The 22,421-nt window shown below is 63.7% G+C and carries 25 protein-coding genes and 1 tRNA gene; 18 read left to right on the top strand and 8 right to left on the bottom strand.

What is annotated here, in order from left to right; translation table 11 throughout:
- Positions 1-129: 129 nt before the first annotated feature.
- Positions 130-828, bottom strand: a complete 699-nt coding sequence (locus QRN45_RS15630; protein ID WP_059387339.1) for a winged helix-turn-helix transcriptional regulator — start codon at positions 826-828, stop codon at positions 130-132.
- Positions 829-1,145: 317 nt separating this feature from the next.
- Between QRN45_RS15630 and QRN45_RS15625 the strand changes: the two genes are divergently transcribed.
- The 7 genes from QRN45_RS15625 (at position 1,146) to QRN45_RS15595 (ending at position 7,210) form a co-directional block, all read left to right on the top strand.
- Entirely contained in the window at positions 1,146-1,880 is a 735-nt protein-coding gene (locus tag QRN45_RS15625; protein WP_078108057.1) for a permease, read from the top strand.
- A gap of 166 nt (positions 1,881-2,046) precedes the next feature.
- Positions 2,047-2,646, top strand: coding sequence for a nitrobindin family protein (locus tag QRN45_RS15620; protein ID WP_241707075.1), 600 nt, complete (start codon positions 2,047-2,049; stop codon positions 2,644-2,646).
- A gap of 85 nt (positions 2,647-2,731) precedes the next feature.
- Positions 2,732-3,454, top strand: coding sequence for a flavodoxin family protein (locus tag QRN45_RS15615; RefSeq protein ID WP_078108059.1), 723 nt, complete (start codon positions 2,732-2,734; stop codon positions 3,452-3,454).
- 22 nt (positions 3,455-3,476) lie between these two features.
- Positions 3,477-4,562, top strand: coding sequence for a CAF17-like 4Fe-4S cluster assembly/insertion protein YgfZ (gene ygfZ, locus QRN45_RS15610; protein WP_284763899.1), 1,086 nt, complete (start codon positions 3,477-3,479; stop codon positions 4,560-4,562).
- Complete coding sequence (locus QRN45_RS15605) at positions 4,559-4,972, top strand: ankyrin repeat domain-containing protein (RefSeq protein ID WP_264636756.1); 414 nt, start codon at positions 4,559-4,561, stop codon at positions 4,970-4,972. Before ygfZ ends, QRN45_RS15605 begins: the two co-directional genes overlap by 4 nt.
- A gap of 99 nt (positions 4,973-5,071) precedes the next feature.
- Complete coding sequence (locus tag QRN45_RS15600) at positions 5,072-5,632, top strand: PadR family transcriptional regulator (RefSeq protein WP_284763896.1); 561 nt, start codon at positions 5,072-5,074, stop codon at positions 5,630-5,632.
- Positions 5,633-5,686: 54 nt separating this feature from the next.
- Positions 5,687-7,210, top strand: coding sequence for a DHA2 family efflux MFS transporter permease subunit (locus tag QRN45_RS15595; RefSeq protein WP_284763895.1), 1,524 nt, complete (start codon positions 5,687-5,689; stop codon positions 7,208-7,210).
- A 71-nt stretch (positions 7,211-7,281) separates the two neighbouring features.
- On the opposite strand, the gene QRN45_RS15590 is transcribed toward QRN45_RS15595, so the two are convergent.
- The 5 genes from QRN45_RS15590 to QRN45_RS15570 form a co-directional block, all read right to left on the bottom strand.
- Positions 7,282-8,013, bottom strand: a complete 732-nt coding sequence (locus QRN45_RS15590) for a GNAT family N-acetyltransferase (RefSeq protein ID WP_241707080.1) — start codon at positions 8,011-8,013, stop codon at positions 7,282-7,284.
- A 94-nt stretch (positions 8,014-8,107) separates the two neighbouring features.
- On the bottom strand, positions 8,108-9,133 hold the full coding sequence (locus QRN45_RS15585) for an ATP-dependent 6-phosphofructokinase (RefSeq protein WP_078108065.1): 1,026 nt from the start codon (positions 9,131-9,133) through the stop codon (positions 8,108-8,110).
- A gap of 159 nt (positions 9,134-9,292) precedes the next feature.
- Entirely contained in the window at positions 9,293-9,550 is a 258-nt protein-coding gene (locus QRN45_RS15580) for a PspC domain-containing protein (RefSeq protein ID WP_078108066.1), read from the bottom strand.
- 45 nt (positions 9,551-9,595) lie between these two features.
- Positions 9,596-9,901 carry a hypothetical protein gene (locus QRN45_RS15575; RefSeq protein ID WP_284763893.1) on the bottom strand — a complete coding sequence of 102 codons (306 nt, stop codon included), beginning with the start codon at positions 9,899-9,901 and terminating at the stop codon, positions 9,596-9,598.
- Position 9,902: 1 nt separating this feature from the next.
- Positions 9,903-11,390, bottom strand: a complete 1,488-nt coding sequence (locus tag QRN45_RS15570; RefSeq protein ID WP_284763892.1) for a PspC domain-containing protein — start codon at positions 11,388-11,390, stop codon at positions 9,903-9,905.
- Positions 11,391-11,515: 125 nt separating this feature from the next.
- Between QRN45_RS15570 and QRN45_RS15565 the strand changes: the two genes are divergently transcribed.
- On the top strand, positions 11,516-12,874 hold the full coding sequence (locus tag QRN45_RS15565; RefSeq protein WP_284763891.1) for an ATP-binding protein: 1,359 nt from the start codon (positions 11,516-11,518) through the stop codon (positions 12,872-12,874).
- Entirely contained in the window at positions 12,871-13,542 is a 672-nt protein-coding gene (locus tag QRN45_RS15560) for a LuxR C-terminal-related transcriptional regulator (protein WP_078108070.1), read from the top strand. Before QRN45_RS15565 ends, QRN45_RS15560 begins: the two co-directional genes overlap by 4 nt.
- Positions 13,543-13,626: 84 nt before the next feature.
- Here the strand turns inward: QRN45_RS15560 and QRN45_RS15555 are convergent, their stop codons facing one another.
- The gene (locus QRN45_RS15555) at positions 13,627-14,856 is read right to left on the bottom strand and encodes a pyridoxal phosphate-dependent aminotransferase (protein ID WP_284763890.1); all 1,230 of its coding nucleotides are present in this window, start codon (positions 14,854-14,856) and stop codon (positions 13,627-13,629) included.
- 320 nt (positions 14,857-15,176) lie between these two features.
- Between QRN45_RS15555 and QRN45_RS15550 the strand changes: the two genes are divergently transcribed.
- The 9 genes from QRN45_RS15550 to rplL all read left to right on the top strand — a co-directional run bounded on the left by QRN45_RS15550 (position 15,177) and on the right by rplL (position 21,772).
- Positions 15,177-15,249: transfer RNA gene (locus QRN45_RS15550), tRNA-Trp, on the top strand.
- An 82-nt stretch (positions 15,250-15,331) separates the two neighbouring features.
- Positions 15,332-15,613 (top strand): preprotein translocase subunit SecE, encoded by a 282-nt coding sequence (gene secE / locus QRN45_RS15545; protein WP_059387348.1) that lies wholly within the window; start codon positions 15,332-15,334, stop codon positions 15,611-15,613.
- Positions 15,614-15,727: 114 nt separating this feature from the next.
- Positions 15,728-16,558, top strand: coding sequence for a transcription termination/antitermination protein NusG (gene nusG, locus QRN45_RS15540; protein ID WP_284763887.1), 831 nt, complete (start codon positions 15,728-15,730; stop codon positions 16,556-16,558).
- A gap of 129 nt (positions 16,559-16,687) precedes the next feature.
- The gene (gene rplK, locus QRN45_RS15535; protein WP_028265119.1) at positions 16,688-17,116 is read left to right on the top strand and encodes a 50S ribosomal protein L11; all 429 of its coding nucleotides are present in this window, start codon (positions 16,688-16,690) and stop codon (positions 17,114-17,116) included.
- A 268-nt stretch (positions 17,117-17,384) separates the two neighbouring features.
- Positions 17,385-18,092, top strand: a complete 708-nt coding sequence (gene rplA / locus QRN45_RS15530; protein WP_028265118.1) for a 50S ribosomal protein L1 — start codon at positions 17,385-17,387, stop codon at positions 18,090-18,092.
- Positions 18,093-18,203: 111 nt separating this feature from the next.
- A complete protein-coding gene (locus tag QRN45_RS15525) occupies positions 18,204-19,280 on the top strand; it encodes a GNAT family N-acetyltransferase (protein ID WP_284763886.1) in 1,077 nt (358 codons plus the stop codon).
- On the top strand, positions 19,259-20,410 hold the full coding sequence (locus QRN45_RS15520) for a GNAT family N-acetyltransferase (RefSeq protein ID WP_372489595.1): 1,152 nt from the start codon (positions 19,259-19,261) through the stop codon (positions 20,408-20,410). The genes QRN45_RS15525 and QRN45_RS15520 overlap by 22 nt, the downstream gene beginning before the upstream one ends.
- 302 nt (positions 20,411-20,712) lie before the next feature.
- Entirely contained in the window at positions 20,713-21,318 is a 606-nt protein-coding gene (gene rplJ / locus QRN45_RS15515; protein ID WP_264636751.1) for a 50S ribosomal protein L10, read from the top strand.
- 76 nt (positions 21,319-21,394) lie between these two features.
- Entirely contained in the window at positions 21,395-21,772 is a 378-nt protein-coding gene (gene rplL / locus QRN45_RS15510) for a 50S ribosomal protein L7/L12 (RefSeq protein ID WP_059387353.1), read from the top strand.
- Between the two features lie 139 nt (positions 21,773-21,911).
- Here the strand turns inward: rplL and QRN45_RS15505 are convergent, their stop codons facing one another.
- Positions 21,912-22,379: an aminoacyl-tRNA deacylase gene (locus tag QRN45_RS15505; protein WP_284763885.1), complete on the bottom strand. Its 468-nt coding sequence runs from the start codon at positions 22,377-22,379 to the stop codon at positions 21,912-21,914.
- Positions 22,380-22,421: the final 42 nt, after the last annotated feature.

The raw sequence follows: 22,421 nt of genomic DNA, 5'->3' as shown, positions 1-22,421 counted from the left end.
CCAGTGGGGTGGCCTCGATACGTTCGACCCGTATGTCCTCCACTCAAGCAAAGGAAGGCCCGGACTCATGGAGTCCGGGCCTTCCTTGTGTTCGAAGCATGGGGTTCCGAAGCGTGGGGGGTCGGAAGCCTAGGCCTCCGTAAGCTCATCTTCCGGCAAGCGGACCAATGTCAGCCGGTAGCCGACATTGCGGACCGTGCTGATGAGGTTCTCGTGGTCCACGCCGAGCTTGGCGCGCAGGCGGCGGACGTGGACGTCCACGGTGCGCGTGCCGCCGTAGTAGTCGTAGCCCCAGACCTCGGTGAGGAGCTGCTGGCGAGTGAACACCCTGCCCGGGTGCTGGGCCAGATACTTCAGGAGTTCGAACTCCTTGAAGGTCAGGTTGAGCGGCTGCCCGTTCACGCGGGCCGTGTAGCTTGCTTCGTCAATCACGACGCCGGCCGCCCGGATTTCGGTGTTGGTTTCCTCTTCGCCGGGAATCGCGCGGGCCACGGCCAGGCGGATCCGGGCTTCGACCTCCGCCGGTCCCGCAGAGTCGAGGACGATGTCATCCACGGACCATGCGGAAGAGACGGCAGCCATGCCACCTTCGGTGAGGATCAGGATGAGGGGTGCGCTCAAGCCCGTGGCCTTGAGGAGCTGGGTCAGGGAACGGGCCCCCACCAGGTCCTTGCGGGCATCCAGGAAAACGACGTCGGTGGGATCGGTCTCGAGCAATGCCGTGGGCTCGGCAGGAAGAATGTGGACCCGGTGGTTCAAGAGCTCCAAGGCGGGCAGGATGTCTACCGACGAGCCGGTGCTGTTCGTCAGGAGCAGGATGTGCGACATAGTTCCTCCAATGGGCGGTCCGCGCATCATCGGGCGTCTGAACCGGGTTTCCACCGGCCGGTAGCTGCTTATGGGGCGTGGTTCCGTTGTAACGGAAGCGTTGCAACAAGAAGCGCTGTTGACAACCGAGTATACCCAAAGGCCCCTGCAACGTCAGGGATTCGTGTCACCTTCAACCCCTCTTTGCGACATATTTGTTCCGTATAAGGCAGGATTGTCACGAGGTTGGTCGCAGCTTGGATCGAAACGGAGTCCCTGAGGGGACCCGCGGATCGAGCGCACAGCAAGGTAAGGGACACAGTGAGGTCAGGGGCGCAGTGAAGTCTTGGAGCATCGGGGTGGTCGGCCTCGTGGCGCTCGCGGTTTTCGTCGCCAGCTCTTACGGCCCCACGGAGGGGTTGGTCGCCGTCGGAATTCTGGCGTCGGCCGCCGTCGGCGTCGGCTGGCCCCATTTTCTTGCAGTCCCCGCCAAGAAGACCCTCGCAGCCGTGATCGGGCTGAGCGGCGCGGGTTCGGCCCTGGCTGCAGGCTTCGTCCCGGCCCCCGGATTTCTCGACGCGACGCCGGGCTTCATCGCCGCCGGCGTGATTGCGGTGTTCGTCGTGCAGCTGATCCGCGGAACAGGGCAGGCCCAACGGCTCGAATCGACCCTGGGCAGTTGTGCCGGCGTCCTGCTGAGCTGCCTCGGCGCGGGCTGGATTGCGGGTGCGAGGTTCAACGGCATCAAGGAAATGCTGTTGGTCGCGGCCCTCAGTGCCGCGGTGGCTCTCCTCGCAGGCTTGTTGCGCTGGCCGGACCGGGTCGTGGCGCCCCTGGGCATCGTGGCGGCCGGTTTGGTGGCCCCGCTGGCGGGCCTGGTGTTCTCCGATATCGCGATCGTTCCCGCCATTGTCGTGGGCGTCGTGATCGGTTCGGTCCTGGTCAGTTTCCGTCGGATGGTGACGCTTCGGCTCGGCCGGCTGAATTTCCCGGCCGTCCTTGGAATGGGCGTTGCACCCGTCTGGGCGGTTGGGGCCATGTGCTATTTCATCGACAAACTACTCATCTACTAACAGTTAGGATGGCATCATGTCCGTACTTGCATTTGAAATCTTCTTCCTCGTCCTCCTCGGCCTGGCCAGCCTCTCGATGGCATGGTTCGCTGGTTTTGTCGTTTACCGTCTCTTCAAGGGCCAGAAGTAGAGCTTCTGTACCTTCCGGTCCACTGAGGTAGTTGCTGTGCCCATCGAAATCCCTTCCGACCTGACACCCGAACTGGTACCCCTTTCCTGGCTCATTGGTGAGTGGGAAGGCCGGGGACGGCTGGGGACCGGTGAAGAAGACTCGGAACACTTCATCCAGCATGTCTCTTTCACGCACCACGGTCTGCCGTACTTGGAGTACCGGGCGGAAAGCTGGCTCAGCGACGAGGACGGCACCAAATTGCGGCCTCTCACCGTGGAAACGGGCTTCTGGGCGCTGGAGCGGAAAATGCTCGACGCCGACGGCGGACCGGGCCTGATTCCGGCGGAAATGGTCCCGGTATTGAAGACGGCCGACGACGTCGAGGCGCACCGGAACGCGGACGGCGGGTTCGACATCGCTGTGACGATAGCCCATCCCGGTGGCATCAGCGAGCTGTACTACGGCCAAATCAAGGGGCCGCAGATCCAGTTGAGCACCGACATGGTGATGCGCGGCGGTCACTCCAAGGAATACACTGCGGCCACACGCATCTTCGGCCTCGTGGATGGCAATCTATTGTGGCGTTGGGATGTGTCCACCGCGGGCAAATCGCTCGAGGCCCACGCTTCGGCTTTCCTGAACAAGCTCTCCTAGGGGCCTGTTCGCTGGCTTCAAGGTCTCACCGAAGAGGTCTCACTGAACGTCCCGTTTCGTAGTCCGAACCACAGGGGAGCAGCAAGTGAACGAAGCAACAAAGCCCGCAAGCTATGACGATCTCAAGGCTGTGTTTTTCAACGGGACACTCAAACCATCCCCGCAAGTGAGCAATACCGACGGACTGATCACCATCAGCCGGCGCATCATGGAAAAGCAGGGCGTCAGTACCCAGGTCATCCGCACCGTGGATCACGACATTGCCGCCGGTGTGTATCCGGACATGCGCGAACATGGCTGGGCCACGGACGAATGGCCGGAGTTGTACCCGGCTGTGCTGGAAGCCGACATCGTGGTGGTGGCCGGTCCTATCTGGCTTGGCGATAACTCCTCCCAGACCAAGAAGCTCATCGAACGGCTCTACGCCCATTCGGGCCAGCTCAACAGCAAGGGCCAGTGGGCCTACTATCCGAAGGTCGGCGGCTGCCTGATCACCGGCAACGAGGACGGCATCAAGCACTGCGCCATGAACGTCCTGTACAGCCTCCAGCACGTCGGTTTCACCATCCCGCCCCAGGCCGATGCCGGCTGGATCGGTGCGGTCGGCCCCGGCCCCAGCTACCTCGACGAAGGATCAGGTGGCCCCGAGAGCGACTTCACCAACCGGAACACCACGTTCATGACCTGGAACCTGCTCCACTACGCCCGGATGCTCAAGGATGCAGGCGGCATTCCTGCGTACGGCAACCTCCCGGATGAATGGAAAGCCGGCACGCGCTTCGATTTTGAAAACCCGGAATACCGCTGAGCCCCAAGGACTTCTACTACATATGACTTACACGAGCCCCCTTTTGTCGCGCCCCGGAGCTGTGGAAGGCGGCGGCGAGGACTCCGGCGTCGCGGCCCACTACGGCGAGCCCTTGCGTGAGCAGCGCGCCCTCGCCGCCGGCACCGCCGTCGTCGATCTTTCCTACCGGGGCGTTGTCACGGTCACGGGACCGGACCGCCTCAGCTGGCTCAACACCCTTTCCTCGCAGCAACTGACCAACCTCCAACCGCGCGTCTCCAGCGAATTGCTGCTCCTCACCATCCAGGGCCGCATCGAGTTCGATGCCCGCGTGGTGGACGACGGCGAGACCACCTGGCTGCTGGTCGAGGCCGCCGAGGCCGCCCCGCTGGCGGAATGGCTCAACAAGATGCGCTTCATGTTGCGCGTCGAGGTGGCCGACGTGTCTTCCGATTGGGCGGTTGTCGGCGCAACCAAGGCCATTGACGCATGGTCGGAACGGCTGGTCTGGGAGGACCCGTGGCCGCATATCGGCGTCGGCGGCTACTCCTACAGCGTGGTGGAGGAAAGCTCCCATCCCGGCCTCGAGCGTCCCTGGTTCGAGTACCTCATTCCCGCGGCCGAGCTTGAAGCGGCCGTCGAGGGCATGGCACTCGCCGGTTCCCTGGCGGCGGAGGCGCTCCGTATTGCCGCCTGGCGTCCCCGGCTCGGCGCGGAGACGGACGAGAAGACCATCCCGCACGAGCTCGATCTCCTGCGGACCTCGGTCCACCTGTCCAAGGGCTGCTACAAGGGCCAGGAGACCATCGCACGTGTCCACAACCTTGGACACCCGCCCCGGCGGCTCGTTTTCCTGCAATTGGACGGCTCGCAGCACACCCTCCCGGCGCCGGGCAGCGTCGTATTTGCCGGAGAGCGCAAGGTGGGTACGCTGACATCCGTGGCCCAGCATTTCGAGATGGGGGCAGTGGGACTGGCGCTGATCAAGCGCTCAGTGGATCCCCAGGAAGTGCTGACCGTGCTGGACGGCGAAGAGCCTTATCCGGCCGCCCAGGAAGTAATCGTCGCGCCCGACGCCGGACAGGTGGTGGGGCGCCAGTCCGGATTCCTGAAGGGACCCCATCGATGAGCGAAACCACCGGCGCTGACGCCCAAGCGACAGGTGTCGACGACGAGGCCATTGCCCTGGCGCACACCTTGTTCGATGCTGCCAGGGAAGGCAACTCGGTGCTCCTGCGCAGCTACCTCAACGCCGGTGCGCCGGCTGGAATGCGCACTGCCGCCGGCGACTCGCTTCTGATGCTCGCCGCATATAACGGCCATGCCGAAACCGTTCAGCTCCTGTTGAACCACGGTGCAGACGCAAACGGGGCGAACGATCGTGGCCAGACTCCGCTGGCCGGCGCAGTTTTCAAGGGTTACACGGAGGTGGCCCGGTTTCTGGTTGACGCCGGGGCCGATCCCGACGCCGGTACGCCCACGGCGCGCGAGGCCGCGCGGATGTTTGCCCGCACGGAGATTCTCGAACTGCTCGGATAAACCAAGACGGCACGCCGGGCATGGCTGGCGGACTGCTTGCGATCAGATATTCCATGTGGAATAGTTGATGTGGAATAGTTCGCACGGAGGATGGGGAAAATGGCACGAGCCGCACTGACTCCACTTGGCGTCGCCGCGTTGGCCCTCCTTGTCGAGGCGCCGATGCATCCGTACGAGATGTACCAGCTCCTGATGGCCCGCCATGAGGACCGCTTGGTCAAAGTCCGGCCGGGCACGCTCTACCACGCCGTCGCTCGGCTGGAAGAAGCAGGCTTGGTCGAGTCGACGGGCACTGACCGCGCCGGCAACCGGCCCGAGCGCACCACCTACCGGATCACCGGAAGCGGCCGGGAGGCGCTGACGGAGCGCCTCCAGAACATGCTTTCGGAACCCGTGAACGAATACCCGATTTTCCCCCATGCGATCGCCGAGGCACACAACCTGCCGTCCGGCGTCGTACTCGAACTCCTGGACCACCGCGTGGCGAACTTGGAAAACCAGCTCGACTTCCTGGTCCAAGGAGAAGAGGCCGTCGCTGCCAAAGGCGTCGAGCCCAAGTTTTGGATCGACGTCAAGTACCAACAAACCATGCTGCGGACGGAAATCGACTGGATACGCACCTTCCAGGACGATCTCCGCAGCGGGCAATTGCCATGGTAAGCGCCCGTCCCACGCACCAACCTGCAATCGATTCAGCACAGTCAAAGGAAACCCATGGAAAACGTCGCTAAACCGTGGCCCGCACTGTGGTCCCTCGTGGTCGGGTTCTTCATGATCCTGATCGACACCACCATCGTCTCCGTGGCGAACCCACGGATCATGGAGGGCCTGCAAACCGATATCAACTCGGTCATCTGGGTGACGAGCGCCTACCTCCTCGCCTACGCCGTGCCGTTGCTGATCACCGGAAGGCTCGGCGACCGCTTCGGGCCCAAGAACCTCTACCTGATCGGTCTCGTTGTCTTCACCTTGGCTTCACTGTGGTGCGGCCTTTCGGGCGACATCGGCATGCTCATCGCGGCCCGGGTGGTCCAGGGCATCGGCGCGGCCATGATGACGCCCCAAACCATGGCCGTCATCACCCGGATATTCCCGCCGGACCGCCGCGGCGCAGCCATGGGCCTTTGGGGCGCCACGGCCGGCATGGCCATCCTCGTCGGCCCGATCCTCGGCGGCGTGCTGGTCGACGGCCTCGGCTGGCAGTGGATCTTCTTCGTCAACGTTCCCATCGGCGTCGTTGCCTTCGTCCTCGTGACCCGGCTGGTACCGAAGCTGACCACGCACAGCCACAAGTTCGACGTCCTGGGAGTGCTGCTGTCGGCAGCCGGGATGTTCCTGCTGGTGTTCGGCATCCAGGAAGGCCAAAGCTACAAGTGGGGCACCGTCACCGGACCCATTACCGTGTGGGGACTGATCATCACGGGCCTCGTTGTCCTGGCCGTGTTTGTCTTCTGGCAGTGGTTGCTGGAGCGCCGCGGCGGTGAGCCTTTGCTGCCTCTTGGCCTGTTCAAGGACCGCAACTTCTCCTTGGGCAACACCACCATCATGGCGGTGGGCTTCACCATCACCGCGTTCCCGTTGCCCACGATTTTCTATTACCAGGTGGTCCGCGGGTTGTCCCCGACGCAGTCCGCCTTGCTGATGATCCCCATGGCCGTGATCTCCGGCGCCTTGGCACCTTTTGTCGGCAAGCTGATCGACCGCATCAACCCGCGCTGGTTCGCCGCCTTCGGGCTCCTTTGCCTGTCCGGAGCGCTCTTCTGGACCGGCTCGCTCCTGAAGCCGGACACTCCCATTTGGATGTTCCTTCTGCCGAGCGCCCTCCAGGGCGTGGCCAACGGTTTCATTTGGGGACCGGTCTCCAACGCCACCACCCGCAACCTCCCGCCGCGTTCCGCCGGAGCCGGTTCCGGTGTCTTCAACACGACGCGCCAGATCGGTGCCGTGCTGGGATCCGCCGCGATTGCCGCGCTGATCCAGTCCCGACTCGCGGCTGAGCTGCCCGCGGCTCCGCCAGGTGCCGCCCCGGCCGGGGAAGGCGGATTCACCGGAAGTTTGCCTGAATTCCTGCACGCCGGCTTCTCGACGGCGATGAGCCAGTCGGTCTTGCTGCCGGCGTTTGCGATTCTGTTGGGCGCCGTAGCGGCGTTGTTGTTCGGCAAGCCCCAAGCCGTCCGGGGATGGGGTTCCCCGGCTGCCGCAGGGGCCAAGCCTGAGACTGTTTCGCAAGACAGTTAGCCCGCGCGAACTGGCAGACGATGCCCCCAAAATGCGGGCATCGTCTGCCAACTCGCGGCCAGGGCAAGTCGCTAGCGGAGCAGTACGGAGGTCTGGATACCGCCGTCGGCGAATCCCAGCCTTCGGGCCAAGGCCATGGAACCCCGGTTGTCCAGAGCGGTCCGCCACTGCAGCGTCAGGCCGGAAGCGAGTGCCTCGTGGGCGGCGATCGAGGCAGCCAGGGTTCCGAGCCCCTGCCGGCGCAATTCGGGCGGCACCAGGACGCCCATGTCTGCGAGGATCCCTTGCCATTCCGCGTAGGCGCCGCAGGCCACCGGTTTGCGGTCCGGTTCGTTCCCGTCCATCACGGTGAAATGGTGGTCCATTTTTGAGAGGTGGACCTCGTTGACGTCGTCCGGAGGGCACCTGCCCTCCAACTCGATTGCCTCCGGATGGCCGTGGGAGACGGTGACTTCGCCGCCCGGTTGGAAGAGGGGCAAATCGTCGGCGAACAGCAGTGCCGACGTCCCGAGCCCGTGGCCGCCGTGTTCGCGACTGATCCGCAACAGTGTGGAATGCTCGCTCAGTTGATCGTCTGAGAACCCGACGGCGGCGGCCACCGCCCAAGCCGGAGCCACCAATGCGGAGCGGCCAAAGAGCCTCACGAACGTGATGGATTCGGCGTCGTCGTCTTCCCTGACCAAGCGCTCCCCAGTGCGGGCAGCGGCTGGGCCGGAGACGAAACTGAAGGCCTCGTCGTCGAACCCCAAGTGCCGGGCCCAGGCCAGCAGCACAATTTCCGCCGATCCCGCATCAAGTTCCATGACATCGAGTCTATGCAGTCACCGGAAAGGGAAGGAGCAGGCGGCCACCTCGTGGTACCCGCCTGCTCCAGGAAGATTCCTTTGAGGGGCCGGCTCAGCCGAACAGTACCGCGGCTTCGTCGTAGCGGTTCTGTGGGACGGTCTTGAGTTTGCCGAGGGCAGCTTCGAAGCCCACATGCTCGATGTCGGTGCCCTTGAGGGCCACCATGGTTCCCCAGCGGCCTTCCACGACGGAATCGATGGCTGCCATGCCCAGCCGGGTGGCCAGCACGCGGTCGAAAGCCGAGGGGACGCCGCCGCGCTGGATGTGGCCGAGGATCGTGGCGCGGGTCTCGATGCCCGTGCGGGCTTCGATTTCGGGGGCCAGCTGGTCCGCGATGCCGCCCAAGCGGGGCCGGCCGAAGGTGTCAAGGCCGCGTTCGGAGTGCGGGGCTTCCATGTGGTCCGGGACAAAACCCTCGGCAACAACAATCAACGGTGCGCGGCCGCGATCGTGGGCTTCCTGGACCCATTCCGTGATCTGCTCGATGCTGACTTTCTGTTCGGGGATCAGGATGGCATGCGCGCCCGCGGCCATGCCCGCGTGCAGGGCGATCCAGCCCACGTGGCGTCCCATGACCTCGGCGATCATGCATCGGTGATGGGATTCTCCGGTGGTGCGCAGCCGGTCGATGGCTTCCGTGGCGATCTGGACGGCGGTATCGAAGCCGAAGGTGTAGTCGGTGGCGTCGAGGTCGTTGTCCACGGTCTTGGGGACGCCCACGATCCTTAGGCCCGCGTCGGTGAGGCGCTTCGCGGCGGCCAAGGTGCCTTCGCCGCCGATGGCAATGATCGCGTCGATGCCGAGGCGGTCCATGTGGGCCTTGATGACATCCGGCCCGCCGCCGTTCTCGAACGGGTTGGTGCGGGACGTGCCAAGGATGGTTCCACCCTGTTTGGCGATACCGCGGACCATCGTGCGGGGAATGTCGATGACGTCGCCCTCCACGACGCCCCGCCAACCATCCCGGAAACCGACGAATTCCTGGCCGTGGATGGCAATTCCCTTGAGGACGGCGCCGCGGATGACGGCGTTGAGTCCGGGGCAGTCGCCACCGCTGGTAAGGATTCCAATTTTCATGAGGGCTCAAATCCTGGCTAGGAGGTATACGTGCAGAGCGCCACGCTGAGCTCACAACGATTGTAGGGGGAAATGTGGGGTGGGACACAAACCATGACCACCGCCGTGGATGAGACTTTTGAAATAACCAGGAAACAGCCCGGGCAAGCCCGGGCCGTGCTAGTTCTTCCCTTGCGAACGCTGGGTGAGGAAAGATTCCAGCGCAATGTCGCCCCTTTGGTTGGGAAGCAACAGCCACGCCACGATGTAGATGAGCACGGCTGGCCCGGGTAGCAGGCAGAAGATCAGATAGCCGATGCGGACGTAGGCCACGTCCACGTTCAGTTTGGCGGCGATGCCACCGCACACCCCGCCGATCAGACGCTGCGGACCGCGCTTCAGGCCGATGCCTCGTACGATGCTGAAGAACTTGTTCATGGCTAGAGCCTTCCGTGTTGTGGCTGCTTTGTCACGTGCTTCTTGCTAGCGGCGGCCGGAATCGGCGGCGCCGGTCCCGGAGCCAGGGCCGGACCCGCTGCCTTTTCGGGAGCGCGCCGACACCAGCCCTCCGATCACGAGTGCCGCACCTGCTCCGATCATGAGCCCGATCAGCACATAGTTGCCGTTGAGGGCCACGAGGCCGAGTTTGGAAATGATGATCAAGGCTGCGAGAGCCAGGACGATCAGCCCCCAGACCACCGTGCCCACCCTTGCCCGGGCTTGGGGAGGGGATGCAGGCGCCGGGACGGGGTCTGGTTCGAATGCCCGCGTGGGTTCGTGCGTGCTCATGTCAGTTTCCTTCCTGGACGGTGACGTTGCTGAACGTTCCGTTGAGTTTGACGACCAGCTTGGCGCCGGGCTTGTCCATGTTGAAGCTGTCCAGGGTGCCACCGTTGCTTTGGGCGACGGCACTACCGTCCTGCTTGAGGTTCGCAAAGGTCATGTCTGCCTGGACCTCCACCGGCACTGTCGAGGGGACGAGGAGTTTGATGTTGCTTGCGGTCACGTCCATGGGAACCACGACGTCGGAACTCAGCGGTGCGCTCAGGTTCAGTTTGGTCAGGTCGACGGTCCCGTTGGCCCCGGTGATGTCGAAGCCTTTGCGGGCATCGTCGATGCTCACAGGATTCCACTGCGCATTCTGCAGGCGGAAGTGGTCCGCGTTGGGGGCGATGTTGAAGATGCCCCCGATCACGAGCGTCGCGATGGCAAGGAAGCCGAGCAGCCCCGACGTGCGGCCACGAAGCCCGGCGACAAGGATGCCGAGGCCGAGGACTGCGGCGCCCGTGGCCCAGACCACTGCATTGGCGGCGTCGCCCAGGTGGATGACGTTGCCGGCGTCGAGCAGCTTGATTGTTCCGCCGCCCAGCAGGGCCGCGCCCGCTGAAACCGCTACGATCGCCGCGCCCGGTCCCTGCCGCCTCTGCCGCTCGGGACGCTCGGGGTGATGGGGTGCGCCGGCCGGTGGGTAGGGGCCCGTGGGATTGACGGGACCTGAAGGGGTCACGGGGCCGCCGGCCCCGTAATTGCCGGCTCCGTAAGCCCCGGCGCTGTAAGTCCCAGGCCCGGAAGTCCCGGCGCTGTAGGGTCCCGCGCTGTACGGGCCGGCCGGATAACCTGCCGAGGCCTGCGTGCTTGTGCCGCCAAAGGAACCTGGAGCGGCCGCATAGTGGTGTGGGCCCATGCTCTGCCTACCGCTGCGGGCTTTGCTCCGCTGGACCAGGAAATAGATCAGGTAGACGATGCCGCCTACCCAGAACAGCGTCCAGAGGATTCCGGGAACGCCGTTCCAGCCCCATCCCCAGAAGCCGCGGCCGAGGCTTGGCAATCCGATGATGGTTGTGATGAGGGCGCCGGTCATGCCTGCGGACCAGCGGCCGGCCCCGGCTTCCTGTGCATGGATGCGGCCATCGGGTTCGGGCAGGAGCGCCCAGGCGATGCCGTAGAGCAGGATGCCGATGCCGGCGAAGAGGGTGAGGATGATGAAGATGCCGCGGACGATCAAGGGATCGATGCCGAAGCGGTGCGCGATGCCGCTCGCTACGCCGCCCACCCACCGGTCCCGGCCACGGCTGATGCCTTGGCTTCGGATCCAGGTGAAGAAGTTCTGCGGGGGAGCGGGCACAGCGTAGTCCGGAGCCGCGCCGCCGGTGTGGCCGGCGTTGGGCTGGGCCGGCTCCTCGGGCGAGCCCGGCCCGGCAGGGTGGCTGGATTCTGCAGTTTGTCCGGGCTCCGGTGCTTGTCCGGGGTCCTCGGGATTCATGCTGTTCGCGTTCATACTTCGATCTTGCCGCCCCGCGGCGCAGCCCTCTATTGGGGGATACCCTGATCGTTCCCTGAGTGGCCCCCTGAGATGCCCTGGCTTCGAGCGCCGAAGGCCCTGATACGTGTTTGGATGGATTCATGACAACCGCCATGCAACGCCCGCCGCTGGTCCGAAGCGGCGACCGGATGATTGCCGGCGTGTGCAGCGGCCTGGCGGACCACCTGGGCTGGCCCGTGAAGTACATCCGGCTCGGTATGGTCCTGGCCTCGTTCGCAGGCGGCGCGGGCGTGGTCTTCTACGCGTGGCTGTGGGTCATGGTGCCCACCGCCGACGAAAGCGCCCGCCGCAATAGCCGCCGGCCGGCGTCGCCCATTGCTCCCGCGGTGAGCATGCCTCCTTCGGTGGGCATGCCCCCCGATGTGGCAGCGCCCGACGCCGGAGCGCAGCCCCTGCCGCTGTACGCCCCGGCGCCCGTCGTCGCCTCCTGGTTCAAGTTGAAGCGCATCCAGTACGGGAAGGAGATCCTCCTGGGAGCGGGCCTCCTCCTGGTGGCTGCCATCCTCATCGCCCGGCAGTTCGGCGTCGAAGTCCCGCTCGGCACCCTGATCCCCGCAGCGGCCATACTCGGCGGAGCGGCGATTGCCTGGATGCAGCTGGACGAGACGCGCCGGGCCGGACTGGTGGACAAGACCAAGGCGGACCAAGCCGGCGGCTGGGTCCGCCTCGCCGCAGGCCTGGCCCTCGTGGTTGCCGGTGTGTTGGTCATGGTGTCCGGTTCCGGCTCGTGGGAGCAGACTTGGCTCGCCCTGTTGGCTTCCATCGCCGTGTTGGGCGGCGTCGCCCTGGTGCTGCTGCCGTGGGGCTTGAAGTTCTGGAAAGACCTTGAAACTGAACGGGCGGCGCGGGTCCGCGAGACCGAGCGGGCCGAGATTGCCGCCCACTTGCACGACTCGGTACTGCAGACGCTCGCCTTGATCCAGCGCCGGGCCGGTTCCGAGCAGGACGTGGTCCGCCTCGCGCGTGCCCAGGAGCGTGAGCTGCGCACCTGGCTGTACCGGGACGCCGCCAAGGACTCGGGACTCCTGGCGGAGCGGATAGCCGCGGCCGCAGCCGAAGTGGAGGACGCCCACGGACACCCGGTCGACGTCGTCAGCGTGGGAGACGCAGCCATGACGGACCGGCACGAAGCACTCGTCCTGGCGGCCCGCGAGGCGATGCACAATGCCGCCAGGCATGGCGGCGGAGCCGTGTCCGTCTATCTCGAGAGTTCCGACTCGGGCAGCGAGGTCTTCGTCAGGGACCGCGGACCCGGCTTCGACCCGGATGCCGTCCCCGAAGACCGCCTCGGAGTCAAGGAATCAATCATCGGTCGGATGAAACGCCACGGCGGCACAGCGGTCATCGACAGCAGTTCCGAGGGCACGGAAGTCCGCCTGAAACTGCCTGTCGAGAACGCCGACAAAGCAGAAAACCGAAACGGAGACGCCAAAGCATGAATGCCTTATCAGAGCAAGTGGAGCGGAGCGTGCGCGTGGTGATCGTGGACGATCATGCCATCTTCCGGTCCGGGCTGAAGGCCGACCTCGATTCCAGGATCGACGTCGTGGGCGAAGCCGGAACAGTGGAGCAAGCCATCGCCGTGATTGCCGAGGTTCAGCCTGAAGTGGTGTTGCTTGACGTCCATTTGCCGGGCGGACTTGGCGGCGGCGGACGGGAAGTCATCAGCGGGTCCTCGGCGTTGCGCGGGAGCACGAGCTTCCTGGCCTTGAGCGTCTCGGATGCAGCCGAGGACGTCGTGGCCGTCATTCGGGCAGGTGCCCGTGGCTATGTCACCAAGACCATTTCCGGTCCCGAGATCTCCGACGCCGTGATCCGCGTGGCCGACGGCGACGCCGTCTTCTCGCCGCGGCTCGCAGGATTTGTCCTGGACGCGTTTGGAACGTCTCCCGCCGAGATCGCCGACGACGAACTCGACCGGCTCTCCGCGAGGGAACTGGAAGTCATGCGCCTCATCGCCCGGGGCTACAGCTACAAGGAGGTGGCCAAAGAGTTGTTCATTTCCATCAAGACCGTGGAAACCCATGTCTCGGCAGTGCTCCGCAAGCTCCAGCTCTCCAGCCGCCACGAACTGACCAAGTGGGCCGCCGAGCGCCGCCTCCTCTGACGCCCGCTCGCCTTTGGGGGTTTAAACCCAAACGCCCGCTCACCTCTGTCCCAAGGTGAGCGGGCGTTTGTGCAGGCGGGCTGGTTACCTGGCCTGGCCGAGGAATTCCTGGAGGCGTCGAACGCCTTCGGCGAGGTCGTCGTCGCCCAAGGCGTACGAGAGGCGCACAAAACCGGAGGGGCCGAAGGCCTCTCCCGGAACAACAGCGACCTCAACCTCGTCGAGGATCAGTGAGGCAAGCTCAGCGGACGTTGCCGGACGGACAGGACCGTTCGACGTCGGGAACTCCTTGCCCAGCAGCCCACGGACATCGGCGTACACGTAGAAGGCTCCGGCCGGCGTCGGGCATTCCACGCCCTCGATCGCGTTCAGTCCGGCGACAATCGCCTTGCGGCGGCGATCGAAGGCCACCTTCATTTCGTCGACGGCGGTCAGCGGACCGGAGACTGCCGCGAGGGCTGCGATCTGCATGATGTTGGAAACATTCGACGTCGCGTGGGACTGGAGGTTGGTGGCGGCCTTGATGACGTCGGTCGGGCCTATCATCCATCCAACGCGCCATCCCGTCATGGCGTAGGTCTTGGCGACACCATTGAGGATGACCACCTTGTCGCCGAGTTCGGGGGCGGCAGTGGCAATCGAAGTGAAGGGCACGCCGTCGTACGTCAGGTGCTCATAGATCTCGTCGGTGACCACCCATAGGCCCTTGGCCGCCGCCCATTTTCCGATCTCGGCCACTTGTTCGGCGCTGTAGACAGCCCCGGTCGGGTTGGACGGCGAAACGAAAAGCAGGATCTTCGTCTTGTCGGTGACCGCGGCTTCGAGCTGCTCCACGGTGACCAAGTAACCCTGCTCGGGGCCGGCGAAGACCTCAACGGGAACGCCTCCGGCCAAGCGGATCGCCTCCGGGTAAGTGGTCCAGAAAGGCGTAGGAATGATTACTTCGTCGCCCGGATCGACAAGTGTGGCGAAGGTGTTGTAGACGGCCTGCTTGCCGCCATTGGTCACCATCACCTGGGAAGGGTCAACCTTGTAGCCCGAATCGCGGAACGTCTTGTCCGCGATAGCCTTCTTCAGCTCCGGCAGGCCGGCAGCGGGGGAGTACCGGTGGTACTTCGGCTGGGCGGCGGCCTCGACGGCGGCCTTGACAATGTAGTCGGGGGTCGGGAAGTCGGGCTCCCCGGCGCCAAAGCCGATCACGGGGCGACCCGCTGCCTTGAGCGCCTTGGCCTTGGCGTCAACGGCAAGGGTGGCGGATTCGGCGATGGCGGAAATTCGCTGTGAAATGCGGGCGGCAGGTATTCCGGCAGACATTTAAAGCACCGTTCTTCGCGGGCAGCTCATGAGCTGGATGGTGGGATTCGACGGAATCTACTTTATGCTGTTCTGCGGAGCTATCGGGCTAACGCCGGGAAAGTGACAGTGTGCGTTGATCAAGCGAGCACTGATCAGCCGCAAGGCCTGAACGCTCCGGAAATGGCCCGGTTCGACTATCGCGACGTTGTTGCGTAGACTGGTTCACCGGTGTTGAAAAACATCACAATGGTTCGCGCCCCAGACTGGCTCCGGATTCCCGTGTTCTTCGGGATTCCTTGGCTTTGATGGAGTGTGGCCAAAATATGGATTCGTTCCATAGGGTAGTGGCGCAATTGGTAGCGCAGCGGTCTCCAAAACCGCAGGTTGCAGGTTCGAGTCCTGTCTGCCCTGCGCAAGCTGTTCCGGGGTTCTCCTTGGAACAAGCGCAGCAACCATGGCTCTGATCAGAGTCGGGTCAACGACGTTTGCATAGATGAGTGAGGATCAGGTGACCGAAACAGCTGCGAGCAGCTCGAAGGGCCGCCCTGCCAAGAAGTCCGATTCCGGCCTCTTCGCTCGAATTGCGCTTTTTGTCCGCCAGGTAATTGGTGAACTCAAGAAGGTAGTTGCCCCCACCCGCAAGGAACTGGTCAACTACACAGTCGTGGTGCTGGTGTTCGTGGCCATCATGATGCTTGTCGTCACGATCCTGGACCTGGCTTTCGGTACGGGAATCAAATGGGTTTTCGGCGCTACTGGCACCACGAACCACTAAGCGGATCGCTCCGCAAACCGCGTGGAATCCCCGGAAAATCAAGGGATTTCGCACGGTTTGCGGAATTGAGCCATTTAAATAGGCATGTTAGGCAATGAGGAAGCAGGAGACCAAGTGTCTGAGCAGGAGCTCGAGGTAACTGAGACTGAGCTGGATGGGCCCGCTGAAAGCACGGCCCACGCCACGGCTGACGCCGTGGAAGGATCCGAGGTCGATTCTGCTGCGCCCGAAACTGCCGACGTCGACGACGCCGACCAGGATGAGTCCGAGGCCGACGAGTCTACAGACGACGCCGATGCGTCCGACGCCGACGCCCTGGCCGCCGCTGCAGCCGTAGCGCCCGCGGACCCCGCTGAGGAGTTCAAGGCCAAGCTTCGCCGCCAGGAGGGTGACTGGTACGTCATCCACTCCTACGCCGGCTACGAAAACCGCGTCAAGGCCAACCTTGAGACCCGCATCCAGACCCTGGACATGGAAGATTACATCTTCGAGATCCAGGTGCCCATGGAAGAAGTCGTTGAGATCAAGAACGCCCAGCGCAAGATCATCAACCGCGTACGCATTCCGGGTTACGTCCTCGTCCGCATGGACCTGACTGACGCGTCCTGGGGCGCCGTCCGCCACACCCCCGGTGTCACCGGATTCGTGGGCAACGCACACAACCCGGTCCCGCTTCGCCTCGACGAGGTCTTTTCGATGCTGGCTCCGGTCTTCGAAGAGCAGCAGGCCGAAAAGGGCAAGCCGGTCAACAAGCAGCACCAGACGCCCGTCGACATCGACTTCGAAGTTGGCGAGTCCGTCATCGTCAAGGAAGGCCCGTTCGAGACCCTTCCCGCCACGATCTCGGAGATCAAGATGGATTCCCAGACGCTTGTGGTCCTGGTGTCGATCTTCGAACGCGAAACCCCGGTTACCCTCGCATTCAACCAGGTCACCAAGATCTAGTTGATCCAAGAATTTCGCCCCGCGGTTGCCCGCTTAGCAGCCACGGAGCGGCCGGCCGCCTTGCCATGGCGGCCATCAACCTGAGGCACGCTCCTGTGTCCTAGGAAGTTATTGAGAGAAGGACCTACATTGGCTCCCAAGAAGAAGGTCACCGGCCTCATCAAGCTGCAGATCCAGGCAGGTGCCGCCAACCCGGCCCCGCCGATCGGTCCTGCGCTTGGCCAGCACGGTGTCAACATCATGGAATTCTGCAAGGCGTACAACGCTGCAACGGAAGCCCAGCGCGGAAACGTTATCCCGGTTGAAATCACGGTCTACGAAGACCGTTCCTTCACCTTCATCACCAAGACCCCGCCGGCTGCAGAGCTCATCAAGAAGGCTGCAGGCGTTGCAAAGGGTTCGGCCACGCCGCACACCGTCAAGGTTGCCAAGCTGACCCAGGCACAGGTCAACGAGATCGCCACCACCAAGATGGAAGACCTCAACGCCACCAGCCTTGAGGGCGCTGCCAAGATCATTGCCGGCACCGCACGCTCCATGGGCATCACTGTCGAATAGTCGAGGAATGAACGGACGGTGAGGGCTGAGGAACGAAGCACTCGCCGGAAGTGAGTCCCGGAGACTTTCGACAATTAGATACCGTCGAGGGTTAATTCCCCTCACCGCTTCATGGCGTCTGTTCGGGAAACTGACGACGCCGGAGCGCACCGCCGGGAAACCGGCACCATTGAAACATTGAAAATGTTGGAGATCCACGCCGGATCCCCAACTGTGGCAGGGCCCAGCGCGGTCCGCAGACCACAACTGCACAAGGAGAATAAGCAGCATGGCAAAGCGCAGCAAAGCATATGAGGCAGCCGCAGCCAAGATCGAGGCAGACAAGTTCTACGCCCCGTTCGAGGCCATCAAGCTCGCCAAGGACACCAACCCGTCCAAGTTCGACGCCACCGTTGAGGTCGCTTTCCGTTTGGGCGTTGACCCGCGCAAGGCCGACCAGATGGTCCGCGGCACCGTCAACCTGCCGCACGGCACGGGTAAGACTGCCCGCGTCCTGGTTTTCGCAACGGGCGACAAGGCAGAAGCAGCAATCGCTGCAGGCGCCGACTTCGTTGGTTCCGATGACCTGATCGAAAAGATCGCAGCCGGCTGGACCGACTTCGACGCCGCAGTGGCAACCCCTGACCTCATGGGCAAGGTTGGCCGCCTCGGTAAGGTCCTCGGCCCGCGTAACCTCATGCCGAACCCGAAGACCGGCACCGTGACCGCAGACGTCACCAAGGCCGTCAACGACATCAAGGGTGGCAAGATCGACTTCCGCGTCGACAAGCACTCGAACCTGCACTTCATCATCGGCAAGGTTTCCTTCGACGAACTGAAGCTGGCCGAGAACTACGCAGCCGCCCTGGAAGAGGTGCTTCGCCTGAAGCCGTCCGCGTCCAAGGGCCGTTACATCCAGAAGGCTACGGTCGCCACCACGTTCGGCCCGGGCATCTCGGTTGACCCCAACGTCACCAAGGTCCTCACCGAGGCGTAAGCCACCGGGAGCATCGACTCTGAAAGGACCGTCCGGCATTCGCCGGGCGGTCCTTTCGTCGTATGCGACCGGCACCTATCGCTGATGGCGGCCGCTCGTTAGGCTGAGGGCATGACAGGCCGGCTTCCGGATTTCAGCATCCACGAGCTCAACCTGCCGGACTCCCTGAATGGGCCGGACAGCAAGGAATTCCGGGAGCTCTCTTCCGTGATGGACGCCATGGTGCAGGAAACCTGGGGAAGCTTGGAGAGGGCACTCTCTGCGCGAGTCCGGCTCGCCGGATGGCGCGATACCCCATACGAGGCATCGAGGAATTTCTTCGGCCGGGTTGACGGACGCATCATCGGGCACGCCTCCTGCTTCGTTCCACTCACGGATAACGTCCATGCCGCGTGGCTCCACGTAGATGTCCTGGATGCGTACCGCCGGCGTGGAATCGGAACCGCATTGCTCCGCACCGTCGAGGAGGTTGCGGAGGCCCGGGGGAGGCGCGTCCTTCAGGCGCACACCGAACACCCGATCGGCCCCGCAGGCGCAGCCGCGGCACCCGGGGGAGTACCCGAGGACGGGCCGGGAGCAGCCTTCTGCCTCAAGAATGGATATGCCTTGGAACAGGCCAGCAGATTCAGCACGCTGGACATGGACCATACCGCGGGGTGGACACGGCTGGAGCTTGCGGCGCATGCCAAAGCCGACCCCGATTACGCGGTCCTTGCCTGGACGAACCGTTGCCCCGGCGAATGCGTGGACCACTTGGCCGGGCTGATGGGCCGAATGAGCACGGATACGCCGGCGGGAGGCCTTGAGATCGAGGCAGAGGCCTGGGATGCTGACCGGGTCAGGCAACTCGAGGACACGACGCTTGCCGGGGGACGGGCTGCCCTTGTGGCCGCTGCGCAGCATCGGTGGACGGGGGAGCTCGTCGCGTACACCGTGATCTACTGTGATCCCGCGAAGCCGCGGGTGGCCGAACAAGACGACACTTTGGTGGCAAGGCCTCACCGCGGCCACGGACTGGGAATGCTCGTCAAACTGGCCAATCTGCGCAGGCTTCAAAAGGAATATCCGGAAGTCGAGCGCGTCATGACTTTTAACGCCGAGGAAAACGAACATATGCTGTCCATCAACGTACAGCTCGGCTTCAAACCGGCGGGATACGACGGCGAATGGCAAAAGAGGATCAAATGACGAGCACGGTGGAGATCGGCCAACTCTGGATCCCTGATTCCCTTGACGCCGATGACGCGAAGGACTTCCTTGCCGCCGTCGAAGTCAGCCGCCGGGTCCGCATGCAGATCTGGGGCACGGACGATCTCGCTTACACCCCGTTGGAAAAGCTGCTCGAACTCGGCGATCCTTACGAACGCCAGGTCATTCTCGTGGCCCGCGTTGACGGGCGCATTGTCGGCACCGTGGACATCGCGCTGCCGCTTGCCGACAACATGGACCTCGCCGAGTTCACCTTGGACATCCTCCCTGAATTCCAGCGCAGGGGCGTCGGACGGCAGCTTCTGGAAGCTGCCGAACATTTCGCCAGAAGCGAGGGCCGGACGATGATCATGGTGGACACCAACCACCCTGCCGAGTCCCTGCGCGGCGGTGCGGAGGGCCAGCTCGTGCCTGGCAGCGGCCTGGGCTTCGTTCCTTTGGCCAGCCGCGAGGTCGATTTTGCCCGGCGAACCGGCTACACCCTCCAGCACATCGAACAATTCAGTTCCTGCGCGCTCCCGCTTGATTCAAAGCTTGTTGCCGAACTCGAGGCCGAAGCCGAGGCCGCGAACGCCGGCCGTTACCGGGTCCACCACTGGACCGACCGTTGCCCTCAACAGTGGCTCGAAGCCGTGGCCGCGCTGGAGAACGCGGCCGGGGAAGTGGTGTCCGAAGGCAATGACGCTGCGGAAGCCGAGCAACAGCAGTTGGTGTTCGACGCCGGTGTGTTGCGCCAGGCGGAAGACGCCGCCGTCGCGCAGGGGCGCCGAACGGTGGTCACCGCCGTCGAGCACGTCGCCAGCGGGCGGATCGTCGGGCTGACCACCATCGGCGTGCTGGCACAACGCCAGGATGTCGTCTTCCAGGACGACACGATCGTCCTGCAGGAGCACCGGGGAAACAAGCTGGGACTCCTCATCAAGGTCGCCAATATGCAGCGCCTCAGCGAACAGTTCCCCGACGCCCGGGTGATCTACACCTGGAACGCTCCCGAAAACCGATACCTGCTGACCGTCAACAAGCAATTGGGGTTCACCACCGCCGGGGTCACCGGTCTGTGGCAGAAGGAACTGCCGAACATGGGCCCGAGGGTCACCTCGTCCGAGTGAACCGGCGCGATTTGGCGATGCACTTGCCCGTCCCGTAAGCTTGAACTACCAAAGACCGTCGGTTGATGGGAATCCACTCCTCCGCGCAGAGCTCAACTCTGTAGCTATGTGCGGAAGAACCAAGTGGTTTCCTAGACGAAGGACCCTGACAAAGGGCGGCCGGCGCAGGTGAACGAAGCAAATCTCCACGATCGTAGGATTGTGTCGAGCCAAGCCCCGTGCATCTGCGCGGGGCGTTTTTTAGTTGCAGCTCTTTTGAGCGGGGACCCGGAAGACCGGCTTTATTCCCCGGAAGGAGGGTTATGGCAACGCCAAGCAAGATCTCCGCAGTAGCTGAGATCACCAACGATTTCAAGGAATCGAACGCCGCTGTCCTGACCGAATACCGCGGGCTCTCTGTTGCACAGCTCAAGCAGCTGCGTGTTTCTCTCGGCCTGGACACCAAGTTCTCGGTCGTCAAGAACACCCTGACCGCCATTGCAGCCAAGGAAGCTGGTGTCGAAGCATTCGACGGTCAGCTCGCCGGCCCCACTGCAATCGCATTCATCAAGGGTGACGCGGTTGCTGCCGCCAAGAGCCTGACGGACTTTGCCAAGGCCAACAAGCAGCTGGTCATCAAGACCGGCTACTTCGAAGGCAAGGCACTGAACGCAGCAGAGGTTGCCGCACTGGCAGCCCTCGAGTCCCGTGAGCTGCAGCTCGCCAAGGTTGCAGGCATCCTCAAGGCACCTGCTGCCGCTGCTGCACGCATCATTGACGCTCTGCGCCTCAAGCTTGAAGAAGAGGGCGGCGCTGTAGCACCGGCCGCTGAAGAAGCACCGGCTGCCGAAGAGGCTCCCGCCGAGGCTGCTGCGGAAGAGGCTGCCGCTCCGGCTGAAGCCGCTGACGCAGCAACCGAAGAGAACTAAGTTCTCCCCCACTCAAACTGCGGTGCAGTAACGGACGACGTCCTTGGCTGCACCACCTAAAGGAAGGACGCCAAACATGGCGAAGCTCAGCAACGAAGAGCTCATTGAAGCTTTCAAGGAACTGACCATCATCGAGCTCTCCGAGTTCGTCAAGCTCTTCGAAGAGACCTTCGAAGTTACCGCTGCTGCTGTTGCAGTCGCCGGCCCTGCCGGTGGCGCTGCTGCTGAAGAGGCCGAAGAGAAGACTGAATTCGATGTCGTCCTCGAAGCTGCCGGTGACAAGAAGATCGCAGTGATCAAGGAAGTTCGCGCCATCACCTCCCTCGGCCTCAAGGAAGCCAAGGACCTGGTTGACGGTGCACCGAAGGCTGTTCTCGAAGGCGCCACCAAGGAAGCCGCTGAGAAGGCCAAGGAGCAGCTCGAAGCTGCCGGCGCCACGGTTACTGTCAAGTAACTCGGCTTTTCAGGAAGCCCCGTCCGGATTCGTCCGGACGGGGCTTCCTGCATTTCAAGAACAACGCGGGGTCACTTACGGCCCATAGGGGGCTGTCGGATGGGCCGTAAGTGACCCCGCCCTGCGTTTGTTGGAAGGCTCAGATCGGGTCGCTGATGTCGGCGACGACGGCCTCCAGCGCAGCGGCCAGTTCGTCGGCGTCGACGAACGCGCTGAATCCGTGTTCGCCTGCGCCCATGGAGATCCGGCGTCCCGTGATGTTGGCATCGGCATAAACCGGCCAAGGCGTCCTACTTCCCAGCGGCGTGATGGTGCCGCGCTCATAGCCGGTTGCCTCGAAGGCGACCTCGGCGGAGGGCATGGACAGCTTGTTGACGCCCAGGAGGGCGCGCAACTTGGGCCAGGAGATTTGCCGGTCACCCGGAACCAACGCGAAAAGGAACGTGCCATCCCGGTGCTTGACCACAAGCGACTTCACGATGTCCGCCGGTGTGATCCCCATGATGCGGGCCGCGTCCTCAAGGCTGCTTGCCGCCGCCCGCTCCACGAGTTGGACCCCAAGTCCGCGGTTGGCCGCGTCGGCGAGGAATCGCTCAGTGCCCCGCATTCATGCACCCTTTCCGTTCATGGCTCTTCCCGCTTCGGAACG

This window comes from Arthrobacter sp. efr-133-R2A-63 (assembly GCF_030209795.1).
Lineage (GTDB): Bacteria > Actinomycetota > Actinomycetes > Actinomycetales > Micrococcaceae > Arthrobacter > Arthrobacter bambusae_A.
Note: the sequence above shows the minus strand (reverse complement) of the source record. Positions and strands in the feature narration are given on the sequence as shown.

Coding starts and splice junctions, on each gene's coding strand:
- QRN45_RS15630 (WP_059387339.1), bottom strand. CDS start 828: ATGTCGCACATCCTGCTCCTGACGAACAGCACCGGCTCGTCGGTAGAC.
- ygfZ (WP_284763899.1), top strand. CDS start 3,477: ATGACTTACACGAGCCCCCTTTTGTCGCGCCCCGGAGCTGTGGAAGGC.
- QRN45_RS15605 (WP_264636756.1), top strand. CDS start 4,559: ATGAGCGAAACCACCGGCGCTGACGCCCAAGCGACAGGTGTCGACGAC.
- QRN45_RS15600 (WP_284763896.1), top strand. CDS start 5,072: ATGGCACGAGCCGCACTGACTCCACTTGGCGTCGCCGCGTTGGCCCTC.
- QRN45_RS15595 (WP_284763895.1), top strand. CDS start 5,687: ATGGAAAACGTCGCTAAACCGTGGCCCGCACTGTGGTCCCTCGTGGTC.
- QRN45_RS15590 (WP_241707080.1), bottom strand. CDS start 8,013: ATGGAACTTGATGCGGGATCGGCGGAAATTGTGCTGCTGGCCTGGGCC.
- QRN45_RS15585 (WP_078108065.1), bottom strand. CDS start 9,133: ATGAAAATTGGAATCCTTACCAGCGGTGGCGACTGCCCCGGACTCAAC.
- QRN45_RS15580 (WP_078108066.1), bottom strand. CDS start 9,550: ATGAACAAGTTCTTCAGCATCGTACGAGGCATCGGCCTGAAGCGCGGT.
- QRN45_RS15575 (WP_284763893.1), bottom strand. CDS start 9,901: ATGAGCACGCACGAACCCACGCGGGCATTCGAACCAGACCCCGTCCCG.
- QRN45_RS15570 (WP_284763892.1), bottom strand. CDS start 11,390: ATGAACGCGAACAGCATGAATCCCGAGGACCCCGGACAAGCACCGGAG.
- QRN45_RS15565 (WP_284763891.1), top strand. CDS start 11,516: ATGACAACCGCCATGCAACGCCCGCCGCTGGTCCGAAGCGGCGACCGG.
- QRN45_RS15560 (WP_078108070.1), top strand. CDS start 12,871: ATGAATGCCTTATCAGAGCAAGTGGAGCGGAGCGTGCGCGTGGTGATC.
- QRN45_RS15555 (WP_284763890.1), bottom strand. CDS start 14,856: ATGTCTGCCGGAATACCTGCCGCCCGCATTTCACAGCGAATTTCCGCC.
- secE (WP_059387348.1), top strand. CDS start 15,332: ATGAGTGAGGATCAGGTGACCGAAACAGCTGCGAGCAGCTCGAAGGGC.
- rplA (WP_028265118.1), top strand. CDS start 17,385: ATGGCAAAGCGCAGCAAAGCATATGAGGCAGCCGCAGCCAAGATCGAG.
- QRN45_RS15525 (WP_284763886.1), top strand. CDS start 18,204: ATGACAGGCCGGCTTCCGGATTTCAGCATCCACGAGCTCAACCTGCCG.
- QRN45_RS15520 (WP_372489595.1), top strand. CDS start 19,259: ATGGCAAAAGAGGATCAAATGACGAGCACGGTGGAGATCGGCCAACTC.
- rplJ (WP_264636751.1), top strand. CDS start 20,713: ATGGCAACGCCAAGCAAGATCTCCGCAGTAGCTGAGATCACCAACGAT.
- rplL (WP_059387353.1), top strand. CDS start 21,395: ATGGCGAAGCTCAGCAACGAAGAGCTCATTGAAGCTTTCAAGGAACTG.
- QRN45_RS15505 (WP_284763885.1), bottom strand. CDS start 22,379: ATGCGGGGCACTGAGCGATTCCTCGCCGACGCGGCCAACCGCGGACTT.